This is a genomic window from Variovorax sp. SRS16 (assembly GCF_901827165.1).
Taxonomy (GTDB): Bacteria; Pseudomonadota; Gammaproteobacteria; order Burkholderiales; family Burkholderiaceae_C; genus Variovorax.
Map to the genome: position 1 here is coordinate 214,012 of NZ_LR594668.1, position 12,995 is coordinate 227,006.

Annotated in this window: 17 protein-coding genes; 5 read left to right on the top strand and 12 right to left on the bottom strand. The window is 65.9% G+C overall.

The genetic code is table 11. The annotated features are described in order from the left end of the window. Position 1: 1 nt before the first annotated feature. From E5P2_RS33195 to E5P2_RS33235, 9 genes are read right to left on the bottom strand one after another with little or no spacing between them, the layout of a single operon-like run. Complete coding sequence (locus E5P2_RS33195; protein WP_162571329.1) at positions 2 to 814, bottom strand: enoyl-CoA hydratase-related protein; 813 nt, start codon at positions 812 to 814, stop codon at positions 2 to 4. Then, entirely contained in the window at positions 811 to 1,611 is an 801-nt protein-coding gene (locus E5P2_RS33200; protein ID WP_162571330.1) for an enoyl-CoA hydratase/isomerase family protein, read from the bottom strand. Before E5P2_RS33200 ends, E5P2_RS33195 begins: the two co-directional genes overlap by 4 nt. Next, positions 1,608 to 2,813 (bottom strand): acetyl-CoA acetyltransferase, encoded by a 1,206-nt coding sequence (locus E5P2_RS33205; RefSeq protein WP_162571331.1) that lies wholly within the window; start codon positions 2,811 to 2,813, stop codon positions 1,608 to 1,610. The genes E5P2_RS33200 and E5P2_RS33205 overlap by 4 nt, the downstream gene beginning before the upstream one ends. Before the next feature lie 2 nt (positions 2,814 to 2,815). Then, on the bottom strand, positions 2,816 to 4,306 hold the full coding sequence (locus E5P2_RS33210; protein ID WP_162571332.1) for a hydroxymethylglutaryl-CoA synthase family protein: 1,491 nt from the start codon (positions 4,304 to 4,306) through the stop codon (positions 2,816 to 2,818). A gap of 9 nt (positions 4,307 to 4,315) precedes the next feature. Next, positions 4,316 to 5,251: an alpha/beta hydrolase gene (locus E5P2_RS33215; RefSeq protein ID WP_162571333.1), complete on the bottom strand. Its 936-nt coding sequence runs from the start codon at positions 5,249 to 5,251 to the stop codon at positions 4,316 to 4,318. Then, the gene (locus tag E5P2_RS33220) at positions 5,248 to 5,994 is read right to left on the bottom strand and encodes an SDR family NAD(P)-dependent oxidoreductase (RefSeq protein WP_443083573.1); all 747 of its coding nucleotides are present in this window, start codon (positions 5,992 to 5,994) and stop codon (positions 5,248 to 5,250) included. The genes E5P2_RS33215 and E5P2_RS33220 overlap by 4 nt, the downstream gene beginning before the upstream one ends. Next, positions 5,995 to 6,825: an enoyl-CoA hydratase/isomerase family protein gene (locus E5P2_RS33225; RefSeq protein WP_162571335.1), complete on the bottom strand. Its 831-nt coding sequence runs from the start codon at positions 6,823 to 6,825 to the stop codon at positions 5,995 to 5,997. Between the two features lie 44 nt (positions 6,826 to 6,869). Beyond that, a complete protein-coding gene (locus tag E5P2_RS33230) occupies positions 6,870 to 7,364 on the bottom strand; it encodes an aromatic-ring-hydroxylating dioxygenase subunit beta (protein WP_162571336.1) in 495 nt (164 codons plus the stop codon). Then, entirely contained in the window at positions 7,364 to 8,632 is a 1,269-nt protein-coding gene (locus E5P2_RS33235) for an aromatic ring-hydroxylating oxygenase subunit alpha (RefSeq protein ID WP_232081012.1), read from the bottom strand. Before E5P2_RS33235 ends, E5P2_RS33230 begins: the two co-directional genes overlap by 1 nt. A gap of 178 nt (positions 8,633 to 8,810) precedes the next feature. Here E5P2_RS33235 and E5P2_RS33240 point away from each other — a divergent pair, with 178 nt between their 5' ends. The 4 genes from E5P2_RS33240 (at position 8,811) to E5P2_RS38000 (ending at position 10,862) form a co-directional block, all read left to right on the top strand. Continuing rightward, positions 8,811 to 9,113 (top strand): 2Fe-2S iron-sulfur cluster-binding protein, encoded by a 303-nt coding sequence (locus E5P2_RS33240; protein WP_332107580.1) that lies wholly within the window; start codon positions 8,811 to 8,813, stop codon positions 9,111 to 9,113. Between the two features lie 381 nt (positions 9,114 to 9,494). Then, entirely contained in the window at positions 9,495 to 10,238 is a 744-nt protein-coding gene (locus tag E5P2_RS33245; RefSeq protein WP_162571339.1) for a hypothetical protein, read from the top strand. 104 nt (positions 10,239 to 10,342) lie between these two features. Further along, positions 10,343 to 10,573, top strand: a complete 231-nt coding sequence (locus E5P2_RS33250) for a BrnT family toxin (RefSeq protein ID WP_332107576.1) — start codon at positions 10,343 to 10,345, stop codon at positions 10,571 to 10,573. Between the two features lie 73 nt (positions 10,574 to 10,646). Then, entirely contained in the window at positions 10,647 to 10,862 is a 216-nt protein-coding gene (locus tag E5P2_RS38000) for a BrnA antitoxin family protein (RefSeq protein ID WP_332107577.1), read from the top strand. Positions 10,863 to 11,269: 407 nt separating this feature from the next. Here E5P2_RS38000 and E5P2_RS33260 read toward each other — a convergent pair whose 3' ends face one another. Genes E5P2_RS33260 through E5P2_RS33270 form a run of 3 tightly spaced genes read right to left on the bottom strand, consistent with a single transcriptional unit; the run spans position 11,270 to position 12,211 of the window. Next, on the bottom strand, positions 11,270 to 11,500 hold the full coding sequence (locus E5P2_RS33260) for a hypothetical protein (RefSeq protein ID WP_162571340.1): 231 nt from the start codon (positions 11,498 to 11,500) through the stop codon (positions 11,270 to 11,272). 43 nt (positions 11,501 to 11,543) lie between these two features. Then, positions 11,544 to 11,957: a type II toxin-antitoxin system VapC family toxin gene (locus tag E5P2_RS33265; protein WP_162571341.1), complete on the bottom strand. Its 414-nt coding sequence runs from the start codon at positions 11,955 to 11,957 to the stop codon at positions 11,544 to 11,546. Then, on the bottom strand, positions 11,957 to 12,211 hold the full coding sequence (locus tag E5P2_RS33270) for a type II toxin-antitoxin system Phd/YefM family antitoxin (RefSeq protein ID WP_162571342.1): 255 nt from the start codon (positions 12,209 to 12,211) through the stop codon (positions 11,957 to 11,959). Before E5P2_RS33270 ends, E5P2_RS33265 begins: the two co-directional genes overlap by 1 nt. A gap of 449 nt (positions 12,212 to 12,660) precedes the next feature. Between E5P2_RS33270 and E5P2_RS33275 the strand changes: the two genes are divergently transcribed. Further along, positions 12,661 to 12,921, top strand: a complete 261-nt coding sequence (locus E5P2_RS33275; protein WP_162571343.1) for a hypothetical protein — start codon at positions 12,661 to 12,663, stop codon at positions 12,919 to 12,921. Positions 12,922 to 12,995 lie beyond the last annotated feature (74 nt).

Here is a 12,995-nt window from a genome sequence, read left to right on the forward strand (position 1 = left end):
CCTATTTGCCGACGTAGGCCGGCTTGCGCTTCTCGAGGAAGGCACGCATGCCCTCGGTCTTGTCCGCGGTATCGAAGAGCAGCAGGAACTCGCGGTTCTCCATCGCGAGGGCCGCATCGAGCGGCAGTTCCAGCCCCTGGCGCAACACGCCGCGGGTCGCCTTGACCGCTCGGGGCGGCATGTGGGCGGCGCGCCGCGCGAGCGCCGTGGCACGCGCCAGCGCCTCGCCATCGGCGGCCAGGTCCGCTGCCAGGCCGAGCTGGAATGCACGCTCGCCACTCAACGGCTCGCCAGTGAGCAGCATCAGGCTCGCGACGTTCCGCCCCACCAGCCGCCCTAGCCGCTGGGTGCCACCGGCGCCGGGCATGATGCCGACGGACAGTTCGGGCTGGCCGAAACGTGCCGTGCGGTCGCAGACGATGAAGTCGCACATCATCGCCAGCTCGCAGCCTGCGCCCAGCGCAAAGCCGCTGACCGCGGCGATCACCGGCTTGCTGCAGCCTGCCACCGGCGCCCAGTACTGTCCCAGATCCATGTCGGCCACTTCCTGCGCGCCCTTGTCGACCAGCAGGTTCAGGTCGGCCCCGGCCGCGAACACGGTACTGCTGCCGGTCACCACGATGGCACGGATGGCGGCGTCCTGGTCCAGTTCGGCAAACGCCGCGGCAATCGCCGCGCGCATGGCTAGGTCGAGCACGTTGCGCTTGTCAGGCCGATTGAGAACCACCGTGGCGACAGACTCGTCGCGCAGCACCACCACCGGTGCGCTGTCTCCTGCATCGACTTTTTCCGGCGTGAGGACCGCACCGCTCATGGCCGGTTCTCCACCAGGTTGACGAAGTCCGGCGCACGCTTGTCCTTGAACGCCGCGAAGCCTTCCGCGAACTCGGCGGACTGGAGGCAGATCACCTGGTCGGCCTCCTCGCGCTCGAGCTCCTGGGCCAGCAGCGTTGCCGATAGCCCGAGGCGGACCTTCGTGCGTTCGAACGCCAGCGAGGGCAGCGCAGCGAGTTCCTGCGCCTTGCGCAATGCTGCGGCCATGACATCGTCGTCGGGCGTCAACGCGTCAGCCAGTCCGATGCGCTGTGCCTCGGCGCCGGACACCGGGATGCCCGCGCTCAGGACGCGGCGCGCCTGAGCGGGCCCGATGCGTGCCGGCAATGTCAGCAGCTGTCCCCAATCGGGCGTGAGCCCGATCTTCAGGAACGGAAACAAAATCTTCGTGCCCTCGCCGACCACGATGCAGTCGCCCAGCAGCGCAAGCCCGACCGCGGCACCGGCACCAACACCTTCGACCGCGCAGACGACGGGCAGCGGAATCGCCGCGATCTGCCGACACAGCCGATGGATGTGCTGCATGCGGGCGCGGGCGCCATCGGCGTCGAGTCCCGCCATGCTCGCCAGGTCTCCGCCCGCGGAGAACATGCCCCCGACACCGCCGAACACGAGCGCCCGCACCGACCGGTCGCCGAGCAGGCGATCGATCGCATCCATCAACGCCTGGCGCACCTCGAGGTCGATCGCGTTGCGCTTGTCGGGGCGATTGATCCGCAGGCGGGCGACCAGCGGCACCGGCCGGTCGACGACCACCACGCCCTCTTCCCGGCTCATGCGCGCCCCTCGAGACCGATGATGGACACGGAGCACACGTTCTGCGACGGCTGACCGCCAAGGTTGTGCGTCAGGCCGATCGTCGGATCCTTCAGCTGCCGCGCGTCGGCGCGTCCCTGCAGCTGCAGATACATCTCGTACAGCATGCGGATGCCGCTCGCGCCGATCGGATGCCCGAAGCACTTGAGGCCGCCGTCGATCTGGCACGGGATCGCACCTTCCGCATCGAACTTGCCGTCCAGCACGTCGCGCACGGCACCGCCGTCGTCCGACAGGCCCAGGTCTTCCATCGTCACCAGCTCGGTGATCGAGAAGCAGTCGTGCACTTCGGTCATGCTGATGTCGCGGCGCGGATCGCGGATGCCGGCCTCCTCGTAGGCGCGGCGGGCGGCGATGCGCGCCGTGTGGACATAGCTGCCGTCCCACGCGTTCGCCTGCATCTCCCAGCCGTTGGACACCACCACCTGCAGCGCCTTGAAGGTCACGATGTCGCGCTTGCCGAGCGCGCGCGCCATCTCGGGCGTGGTGACGATCACCGCGGCCGCGCCATCGGAAACGCCCGCGCAGTCGTACAGGCCGAGCGGCTCGGCGATGATCGGTGCGTTGATCACCGTCTCCTCGGTCACGGCCGAGCGGAAATGGGCCTTCGGGTTCTTCGCGCCATTGGCGTGGCTCTTGACGGACACGTGCGCGATCGCACGCTTGAGTAGTGCCGGATCGATATGGTGCTTGCGCTGGTACGCGCTCGCCAGCTGCGCGAAATTGGCAGGGGCCACCGCGTTGGGATACCACTGCGGGATGTAGGTGCCGACCGCCGACACCGGCAGGCCGCCGTAGCCGGTGTCCTTGAGCTTCTCGACGCCGAGCGCGAGCGCGATGTCGCACGCCCCCGATGCCACCGCGTAGACCGCGGCCCGGATCGCTTCCGAGCCACCGGCACAGAAGTTCTCGACCCGCGTGACGCCGATGTTCGGCAGCCGCAGCGCGATCGCCATCGGCGTGCCGCCGCGTCCGGTGCCCACGTCGTCCATGTGGGTCGAGAACCATGCCGCGTCCAATTGCTCGGGCGCGATGCCCGCGTCGGCCATGGCCTCGTTGTAGGCCTCGACCATGAGATCCTCCGGGCTCGCATCCCAGCGCTCGCCGAACTTGCTGCAGCCCATGCCGAGGATGGCGACCTTGTCCTTGATGCCTTTGGCCATGATTACTCCTTGCGTTGCGCAGCGGCACGCGTCGGGGTGCCTTTCCAGAAATAGCGCGTGTAGCCGCGCCGGTCGTCGATGTCCTTGATGCGGAAGACGAACTCGAGCTTGGTGCCGGCGGCGATGTCGCCCGGGTCCACATCGGTGAACTCCATGAGGATGCGGCCGCCGCCTTCGAAGTCGACCTGCCCGTAGGTGTGCGGCGGCGACCGGTGGAAGGACAGCGTCTCGGCGGACCAGCTCAGCACCGCGCCCTTGCGCTCGGCGAGCTTGTAGGGCTTCTGCGTGTCCTGCAGCGGCCGGCCCTGGTCGTAGGAGAGGCGCGACGGGGGAAAATGCACCGAGCCCGTCACTTCGCACCGTCCGGCGACCAGGCCGAGCAAGGCCGTCCGGTGGCGATAGGCCGTGCTCAATGCGGTCTTGCGATCCTGCTCGCCGCGCATCCCGCGCTCCAGTTGCAGCTGGTCCTTGAAGGACAGGAAGCGCGTGTAATTGTGTTCCTCGAGACCGCGCGCGATCCAGCCGCTGACACCGCGCGCCGGCTTGAACGAATCGATGGCCTGCGTCACGCGGAACGCCAGCGCCTGTGCGCCGCTGCCGAACTGCGCAACGAGGATGACCTCGCCCGGCCGCGCGCGCTCCAGCACCTGGGCGAGCAGCAGCATGGCGTGCGCGATGCCGGTATCGCCGACCTCGGCGGCCAGCGCGTCGACCACCGCTTCCGGCCGGATGCCGCAGCGCTTGGCCACTTGCGCATCGATCTTCCGGAAGACCGAGGGAAAGATGAAGTGGTCGACCTGCGCGGCATCGAGCCCGGCGTCGGCCAGCGCCGCAGCGATGGCGCGCGGCACCAGCTTCGCAATGCCTTCATCACGGACCCAGCGCTCCTCCCAGTGGTAGTCGATGTCTTCGCCAGCGGCCCGGAAGTGGTCGACGAAGTCCACCGACAGCGCGTGGCCGCCGAGGTAGTCGGCCAGCACGTTGCGAGTGCCGATCAGCAGCGCGGCGGCACCGTCGCCATAGTCGAGCTCCTGGGTGCTCGCGGGCGCAGCCTTGCGGCAGTCGGATGCCACCACCAGCACATCGCCGCCACCGGACCTGGCCGTCGCCAGCGCCTGACCGAGCGCAACCAGCCCGGCGCGCTGCGAGCCCCCCATGTCGGCAGCCTGGACGCTTTCATCCAGGGTGAGCGCCTCGCACACGATGCCCGCGTTGAGGCGCTCGGCGAACGGCAGCGTGCTCGACGCCAGCAACAGGCCGCCGACATGCGCACGGTCTTCCGACGCACCCAGGCAGTCGCGCGCCGCGGCGACGGCCATCGTGATGCTGTCCTCGTCCCAGTTGGCCAGCGAACGCGTGCCCTTGCCCTTGCCGGCCAGGCCCGGCGCATACCAGGCATTGGCCTCGACCACGGCGCGGCGACTCATCCGCAGTCGTGGCACATAGCCCCCGAAGCCGACGATGCCGAGCGCCTCCACTCTTGTTCCAGACATACCGTTTTCCTATCTCACTCGAAGAGGGGATGAAAGCCGCGCGCGCAGGAAAGCGCCCGCGGACTGCAATGCCTGGCGCGCCTCGGCCAGGTCATGGGGAAACTGCTGGAACACATGGATCATGTCGTCCCAGACCTCGATCCGCGCGTCGACTCCGGCAGCGCAAGCCTTGTCGACGAAGTCGGTGGCATCGCTGCGCACCGTCTCGCGGTCTCCCACCTGCACCAGCATCGGCGGCAGCCCGGACAGTTGCCCGAAGAGCGGCGATGCGTACGGGACGCGGGCATCGCCGTCCTTGCCCAGGTAGCCTCTCGCCATTGCGAGAATCATGGCCCGCTGGTGGATCGGATCGGCATCGGCGCGTGTCTCGTAGCTCGCACCCGATGCGCTGAGGTCCGTCCAGGGCGACATCAGCAACGCCGCCGCCGGCAAAGGCGCTCCGGCATCGCGAAGGGACAGCATCAGCGAGAGCGCGAGACCGGCGCCGGCGGAGTCGCCGGCCAGCGCGATGGAGGCTGCGCCCTTGCGCTGCCGCGAAAGAAGCCATGCATAGGCGGTGCGCGCGTCGTCGAGGGCCGCCGGATAGCGGTGTTCAGGTGCCAGGCGATACCCGACGCCCAGCACGCGACAACCCGAAGCGGCCGCGATGCAGGCCATCAGCTCGCGATGCGATGCGAGCGAGCCGACCTGGAAGCCTCCGCCATGGAAGTACAACACGGCGCCATCGGTGGCCTCGCCTGGCGGCGAGATCCACTCTGCAGGAACGCCGTTCGCGTCGACAGGCTCGACCCTGGCGTCGAGATCCGGCGGCGCCGCGAACAGCCGATCCCAGTCCGCCCGCATCTGCTGCACGGTGGTGCCACGGCCCCAGCGGCCATACACCGCCCGCACGCGGGCGATGACGGCATCGATCGGCCGGGTGGCCGCGCCTTCGACGCCGCTCATTGACCGCAGCCCATGCCGCCGGACACGCCGAGGGTCTCGCCGGTGATGAAGGCCGCCTCGTTGGAAGCGAGGAAGGCCACGGCCGCGGCCACTTCGTCCGGCGTGCCGAGGCGGCCGGTCAAGGTCGCCGAGGTCATGGCGTCGAGCAGGCCTCGCGGTCCGCCGGCGACCGCCTGCCGAAGCAGGGGCGTGTCGACCGGGCCGGGCGCGATCGCATTGGCCGTGATGCCCTTGCGCCCGTTCTCCCGGGCGATCGAGCGCGTGAACGCGATCACCCCGCCCTTCGCGGCGGCATACACGGCACCGCCGCGCGATCCCATGCGCCCGGCCTCCGAGGCGATGTTGACGATGCGACCATGGCCCGCGGCCTGCATGGCCGGCAAGGCCGCGTGGGTGGTTGCGAACACCGCCTCGAGGTTGACGGCGAGCAATCGCCGCCAGTCCTCCTGCGTCGTCTTCGTGAAGAATGCGTGCTGGTCGACGCCCGCGTTGTTGACGAGGATCGCGAAGGGTCCGGTGTCGGCGATCACCCGGGCCACGCGCGCGAGATCGGTGACGTCGAGCGCGACGGCCGAGGCGCCGATCTCCTCGGCGAGCCGCGCGGCCGCAGCACCGTCCAGATCCGCGATGACCACCTCGGCGCCCTGTGCGGCGAGCCGGCGCGCGATGGCCTCGCCGATGCCGCGCGCACCGCCGGTGACGAACGCGCGCCGGCCCGTGAGACTCAAGCCGTTCGGCATCATTCAGCGTCCCTTGAAGACGGGACGGCGCTTCTCGATCACTGCCGACAGCCCTTCCAGCGCATCGGCCATGCCCGAAAGACGGGCCTGCGCCGCGTTCTCCTCGGGCATGCAGGCGTCCACGCCCTGCCCGATGCCGTTCCACAGCAGCCGCTTGGTGTTGGCGAGCGCCGCGGGCGCGCCGGCTGCCAGCTGGCGCGCCAGTCCCATCGCCTCTTCCACCAGCCGATCGTCGGGCACGACACGCGAGATGAGTCCCATCGACAGGGCCGTGGCCGCATCGATGACAGGATTGAGCAGCAGCAATTCCATGGCCTTCCTGAAACCGACGAGTTGCGTCAAGGTCACCGAGACGCCGGCATCGGGCACCATCGCCACGCGGGTGGCGCCGGTGAGGAATTTGGCCGAGACGCCGGCAAGCACCAGGTCGGACGAACAGACCAGGCCCATGCCGCCGCCGCCCGCCGCGTAGCCATGAACCGCACTGACGACCGGCGCATTCAGGCGCATCAGCAACTGCGCCACCATCTGAAGGTAGGCCGTCGTCGTTCGGATGTAGTCGGGCAGCGCCTCGCCTTTCGACAGGAAGGCATGCACATCGCCACCGGCGCAGAAGTTCTTCCCCTCGCCGGTGATCAGCACGGCACGCACGCGGCCGTCGCCGTGGACCTGCACCGTCACCGCATGCAAGGCCTGAAGCAGTTCGAGGTCGAGACCGTTGGCCGCATCCGGGCGATTCAGCCGGATATGCGCAACGCCGTCGGCATGCAGGTCCAGCAGGACCGCGCCTTCGCTGACGAGCGCCTGGGGCGCGGGATGTATGTCTCGGGTCATGCGTGTCCTTTTCTTCTGAGGTCGTCGCCGGCGCAGCGGATGGGTCAGATCAGGAAAGCCATGGAGTAGAGGGCGGTCTCGTTGTTGACGAGGACCACCTTCTTCAGGGCCATCCGGATGCCGTCGGCCGTGAGGCGCAGCTTGTATTCGTTGCGCGAAGCCCAGATGGTGTCGCCCCGAATGTGCGACTCGAACACCATGGCGTTGGAAGTCACCAGCACGTGTTCGTCGCCCTGGTCGAGAATTTCGATGTTCGAGACGATCCGGCGCAGCCGCGAACGCGGCGTCTGGCTGAAGCGCTTGCCCGTATGGAACTGCCGGATGCGAAGCGAGATGCGCGAGCGGTTGTCGTAGATGATCGACATCTCGTTCTCCGGGTCGGTCCCTTCGCCGTTCGCCGGTATCCAGTAGATGCCATCGTCGGTCCAGAGCTTTTCCCACTCGTCGTACTGATGATCGTCCTGCAGGCGCGCCTCGCGGTAGATGAACTGCGTCACCGCTTCGATCAAGCTGCGCTCGTGCGTTGCGAAGCCGTGCATCAAGCCGCCTCCATCATCGAACGATAGTGCCGCCAGATGCCGCGCGAGGGCGTCTCGTCGGTGGCGTCACCCACCAGGAAGCCGTTCTCGTCCTTGCGCTCGCGCTTCTTGCCGCGACCGAGGAAAAGCCATTCCGGATTGCTGGCCTGCACGCCAAGCTGCGTGCGCTCGTACATCTCGGCATCGTCCGCAAGCAGGAAGCCGGCCGGCCCGACCGATCCCATGGTCTGCTGGCGCATCCGGCGATTGAGGTCCGGCGCACCCTTGAACTGGATCGCAGTCACGTGTTGCACGGTCTCGTTGACGGCCAGCGGCTGCAGCACGAAGAGCTGAATCTCCGCAATGAAGAGGTTCGGAAAGATCATCACGTGCGGCGTGCCTTCGATCATGATCTGCCGGGCCTTTTCCGCCCCATAGGCGGCTTCCATGCGCTGGGTGTAGTCGGGCAGCCGCTCGGCCGTCGTGTTGAACCAGCTCATCGGCCTGCCGCGCTTGCGGAACTCCGGACGCAGGTCGTTCTCGGTATGGCCATTGCCCATGTAGCGCGACACCGCCGTGGACTCCGCGCTGTAGAGCGATCCGATGCCGCTTTGCGCAACCTCGAAGATCGACGCGTGGACGAACGAAGGGTGGTAGCCGTCGGTCTCGTTCTCGACCAGGAACTTCCAGTTCGACTTCACCTTGTGCTTGAGGAAGCCCGCCGTGACCTCGACCTCGTTGTCGGGCGAGTTGCTGCACAGCAGGTCGATCGACTCCTTCGCCGCGCCCAGATGCTCCTCGAGGGTGGGGCCTTCCGCTGCAAACGACCCGAAAACGAAGCCGCGGTAGGACGCGACGCGCGCGACCTTGCCCAGACCCAGTTGCGTCCGGTCGACGCCCTCGTAGCCCGACGGAAACGGGTAGCCGCGCAGCGAACCATCGTTGGAGAAGGTCCAGCCGTGGTAGGGACAGGTGAACGAACGAGCGCTGCCCTTCTCGTGCATGCATACGCGGTTGCCGCGGTGCGGGCAGCGGTTGTGCAGCAAGTGGATTTTTCCGTCCTTGTCGCGGGTCATGAGGATCGGCTCCGGGCCGATCGACTTCTGCACATAGTCGTTCGGCCTGGGCAGTTCGCTCTCGTGACCGACGTAGACCCAGGTGCGGAACCAGATCTTCTGCAGCTCGGCCTGATAGATGTCCGGGTCCGTGTAGAGCGAGCCATGGACGTGCTCGGACTGGATCAGTTGATCCCACGCGCGGTTCGGCGGTGGCGACTTGTGGATGGGAATGACCTGGGCGGAAGTGTTCAAGCCGCAATCTCCGTGACCGTCCTCTGTGCTCATCGACGGCTGGTTGTTCGAAATGTCTGTTGGCGCAATAATAGACCGTCGCGTCGGACTAAGTCAACAGCGTTCAACACGGATTTGCCAGAAACAAGGGTCAAGAGACATGCCAACCGTTATCTACATGGAACACGACGGAACGATCCGTCGCGTGGAAGCCGCCGTCGGGCGCAGCCTGATGCAGATCGCACTGGACGGCTCGGTGCAAGGAATCCTCGGTGACTGCGGAGGATCCTGCAGCTGCGCAACCTGCCATGGCTACATCGATGCCGCATGGTCGGACAGGCTGCCGCCGGTCTCCGAGACCGAAGCCTTCATGCTCGAGGGCGTTCCGCAGCCACGCGAGACCAGCCGGCTTTGCTGCCAGATCAGAATGACCGCAGAACTCGATGGCCTGACGGTTCATCTGCCGGAAGAACAAGTTTGACGCCGCGGAGGATCGCGTTTGGAATACGCGTCGACGAAGCGGAACGAAATAGTTGTTCTCCGGGATGAGCGCTTGTTGTCACGCCATCGCCAACGCGTGGCGTGGGCTTCCCCGTCGGTGTGCTTGGCGAACTCGTTGCTTAAGGGCACGTCGCCCAGGCGAAACTGGCCTCGGCATCGAAGATTTTCCGGGGGCGGTTGGGTATGACTCAAATTCTCATCGGTCGAGGAGGATGGACTAGGTCGGCAATCGACATACGCGCGTCCGACGCGCCGAGCCGGATGACCGGGTCCGTTCTGGGCCCTCCTCCAATGCCGACAGTGGACGTTCGCAGGTTGCGAGAAATACGGCGCGAAAACATCGTCGACTAGCATGGTCGGTATGAGCCAATTGCAATTTGAACTTGATCGCCTGTACGGACTGGGCGCGAAAGCCGCAGATGGCGCCACCCCGAGCGTCGGACATGAAGGGCGCCAGCGTGGCATCCGAGCCTTGGTGCTGGAGTTGGCGCTACCCGCGAGTTGGAGACAGCTTTCTTCGGTCTGGAAGGGTGCCCAATCGGATCTCGGCCTTCCTGCACCTGCCATTGCGGTCTCGGGCGTCGACGGACTGCAGCTGTGGTTCTCCCTGGCCGCGCCGATTTCGCCGAATGCCGGCGAGCTTTTTCTGCAGGGTCTCCGTGCACGGTACCTGTCAGACCTCGGGTCGACCCTCGTACGTTGGATGACCGAGACGGCCAAATTCCCGGTTGCGCCGCCCGTCGAGATCAGCCCGGATCGCTGGTCGGCTTTCGTCGCCCCCGATTTGGCATCGGTGTTTGCCGATACGCCGTGGCTGGACTTTCCTCCCAACGCCGAAGGCCAGGCAACGCTTCTGCGCGCGCTCGAGCCCATTCAACAGGTTGCATTCGAAGCCGCGTTGAGCCAGCTTGGTGCAATCGAAGTGAGTGAGTCTCGCGAACCAGTTGCCTTGAAGGTACCCGCGCGGGCCGAAGTGCGGACGTGCGAGCAAGTGGACGCAGATCCGGTACGTTTTCTCAGAGGCGTCATGAACGACGAGACGGCGCCTCTGGCTTTGCGGATAGAAGCCGCAAAGGCCTTGCTTCTCGGTGCCAAGCGCTCATAGACAACACCGGGCCTGACCGATCTGATCACGGAGTCGGGGCGCCCAATTCGTGCGAAAAGTGGCCTTGCGCCAGATGGTTTGTGTAGCTGCAATAACCTATGCAGATGACCTTCGACCCCGTCAAGCGAGCCAAGACGCTTGCCGAGCGGGGTCTGGATTTCGCTGATGCCGCCATTGTGTTCGAGGGCAATACCTTGGAGGTTGAAGACGACCGCAAGGACTACGGTGAAATCCGAATCATCTGCTTCGGCCTCCTGGCAGGGCGCATGGTCGTGGTCGGATACACCCGCGCGTGTCGCGGATCGCCATATCTTCAGCATGAGGAAAGCCAATGAACGCGAACAAGAGCGGATCGGTCCGCAGCTTGGGGTCTGATCTGGCGAAGGTGGATGCCCACAAGGGGAGGCATTGGAATACGATGAGTTGCCGGAATTGACGGACGACATGCTGGCCCGGGCGACGGTGAACCGTGGCGGCCGACCGCGCTCGGCATCGAGCAAGGTGCTGCTGTCGGTGCGGTACAGCAGGGAGGTCGTGGACTTCTTTCGCGCCACCGGCGAGGGCTGGCAGTCCCGTATGGACGGAGCGCTGAAGGAGTACGTCGCGCAGCACTCACGCAGGTAGGAGGCTTGGGGGGCTTGAATCCAAGCACATTACGGCCCCGAAGCGTGTAGCTCTGCAGGGCCTTGGTCCGCGACCTACGGCATCGCGCGGCGGTGACGATCGCCGGCGTGGAGTTGCTGTATCGCATCCGCAAGGAACAGCTCAACCTTCGCCGGCTGCGCCTCAATGGCCAAGCCGCGCCTGCAATTTGCAATGCGGTGCTTTCAACCTGACCGGCAAAACGCTCTCGCGAAGTTGGCCGGCTGTGTGGAAAATTCGCACCAGAGCCATCTCGCTCGTGATGCTGCTCCTGTCAGGATTGCCGGAGCCGCCGGCGCGGTGAGGAATTTTTGCGAGGTCCTCAGGCCTCCATGTGTTCAGTGGCTACGGGATGACGCGCTGACGCGTGGCCCCGAGCTTCGATCGATTCATCTTTCTGCAGGCGGCGCGAGCGCGTATGCGACCGTCTTCTCCACGAAATGCTTGCCGCGGGTATCGCGTGCCTCGCAATCGGCCGCAGCCTGGACAAGCGCCGCAGCGAATCGGCGCAGCTGCTCGGGATACGCTTCCATCCCTTCCCCGGGCATATTGACCACGATCACGAGCGGCTTGTCTAAGCGATCGCGCGTGTGTCGGATTCGAAGCGTCTCGATGTTCAAGAAAACCTCCTCTCACTGCTTGAGCTTGATGTTGAAGCTGTCGCTAAGACAGCCAGGGATCGAGCACAGCGACGCCGGTGCCGGCGAAATCGGCGACGTTGCGCGTCACGACCGCGAAGCCATGTTCCAGCGCCGTCGCGGCGATCAGCGAGTCACGGTCCGGGCGCGGGTTCGGCACATGTAGGGCCGCGCAGCGCTTGGCGGTCGCCGCATCGATCACCAGCGTTCGATCGGCGAAGCTTGGTTCCACTTGCCCCGAAAGCCAGGCCCTGAGCATGGCGCCTTGAATCGGATCGCGGCGCTCGGCCAGCAAGACCCCCTTCTCCAATTCGAGCAAGGTGATCACCGAGATGAACAGCGCGGCTGTCGGCACGCCGTGCGCCCAGGCCAAGACGCGCGGGTCCGCGCGCGAGGCCCTTCGCAATTCCGAGACCACATTGGTGTCGAGCAGGTACATCAGCTCAGGTCCGCCGGCGGAAAGACAGGCTCGAAGCGCGGTGCTTCGAACTCGAGGTCTTCGCCACCCGGCATCGCCAGCAATTCGGCGATGCTCGCGCGCGGACCGGCCAGGCGCTGGTACTCCTCGATCGCGAGCAGCACATGAGCCGGGCGGCCGCGATCGGTAATGAAGACAGGACCATTCTGCGCGGCGCGCCGGGCGCCGCTGGAATCGCGATTGAACTCCTGGCCGGAAAGGGTGGTGATCTGCATGGCAATCTCCAAAAGTAGGATACATCATACCAACCCTCGATGACGTTGGCAACCGTCTTGCTTGGTGCCTCAGCCGTGAATCACCGTTCAGGGCGAGCACGACTTCCTGGGCGTGCAGACGGCGCGCGATGCCTTCGACTTCGCACGCGCAGTGGGAGTCGCTGTGGAGCTCAGGGTAATCCGCGGGGAGGAGACCGGCGCCGCTCACTGCCAAGCGGACAACCCGACACCGGGGCAGGAAATGATCTGGGATTGGTTCAAGGACACCCTTTGATGTCTCGAGCTGTCATGGGACCGCGTGCCACTACGAGGGCACCACGGGCGTCAACTTAATCACTGCATCCCGAGCAATCGAGCGGGTCCGCGCCAGGCCGTGAATTTCTACCTACCCTGCGCAGACAGTCCTGGCGCCAAATGAGCCCATTCGCACTAACCAAAGAAGGGCAGCCATGAAGAACGGACTTGAACTGACAGTCGATCAGCCGATCGCCGGCCACTTCTATTGGACGATCGTCTGGCTCGGGCAAGCCGGCGACACGCCACGCGTCGTCGACTACTCTCGCGGTCCGATGCCGACGCGCGGTTCGGCGACAGCCACGGGCCTCGCTGCGCTGCTGGTTCACCAACAGGCCAGCGACGAAGATTCACCACCGCTGCACTACATGCGCTCGGAACCGATCGCCGAAGCCGTGTCTCGACTTTTCCACTGACCTGCGGCATGACGGCCTCTCCTATCCGAGAGGATGGCTTCGCCGTTGCTACCACGTGCTCGTTTTCCGGTCTG

Bases quoted from the DNA above. Each gene is read 5' to 3' on its own strand.
- E5P2_RS33195 (WP_162571329.1), bottom strand. From the start codon at position 814: ATGAGCGGTGCGGTCCTCACGCCGGAAAAAGTCGATGCAGGAGACAGC.
- E5P2_RS33200 (WP_162571330.1), bottom strand. From the start codon at position 1,611: ATGAGCCGGGAAGAGGGCGTGGTGGTCGTCGACCGGCCGGTGCCGCTG.
- E5P2_RS33205 (WP_162571331.1), bottom strand. From the start codon at position 2,813: ATGGCCAAAGGCATCAAGGACAAGGTCGCCATCCTCGGCATGGGCTGC.
- E5P2_RS33210 (WP_162571332.1), bottom strand. From the start codon at position 4,306: ATGTCTGGAACAAGAGTGGAGGCGCTCGGCATCGTCGGCTTCGGGGGC.
- E5P2_RS33215 (WP_162571333.1), bottom strand. From the start codon at position 5,251: ATGAGCGGCGTCGAAGGCGCGGCCACCCGGCCGATCGATGCCGTCATC.
- E5P2_RS33220 (WP_443083573.1), bottom strand. From the start codon at position 5,994: ATGATGCCGAACGGCTTGAGTCTCACGGGCCGGCGCGCGTTCGTCACC.
- E5P2_RS33225 (WP_162571335.1), bottom strand. From the start codon at position 6,825: ATGACCCGAGACATACATCCCGCGCCCCAGGCGCTCGTCAGCGAAGGC.
- E5P2_RS33230 (WP_162571336.1), bottom strand. From the start codon at position 7,364: ATGCACGGCTTCGCAACGCACGAGCGCAGCTTGATCGAAGCGGTGACG.
- E5P2_RS33240 (WP_332107580.1), top strand. From the start codon at position 8,811: ATGGAACACGACGGAACGATCCGTCGCGTGGAAGCCGCCGTCGGGCGC.
- E5P2_RS33245 (WP_162571339.1), top strand. From the start codon at position 9,495: ATGAGCCAATTGCAATTTGAACTTGATCGCCTGTACGGACTGGGCGCG.
- E5P2_RS33250 (WP_332107576.1), top strand. From the start codon at position 10,343: ATGACCTTCGACCCCGTCAAGCGAGCCAAGACGCTTGCCGAGCGGGGT.
- E5P2_RS33265 (WP_162571341.1), bottom strand. From the start codon at position 11,957: ATGTACCTGCTCGACACCAATGTGGTCTCGGAATTGCGAAGGGCCTCG.
- E5P2_RS33270 (WP_162571342.1), bottom strand. From the start codon at position 12,211: ATGCAGATCACCACCCTTTCCGGCCAGGAGTTCAATCGCGATTCCAGC.
- E5P2_RS33275 (WP_162571343.1), top strand. From the start codon at position 12,661: ATGAAGAACGGACTTGAACTGACAGTCGATCAGCCGATCGCCGGCCAC.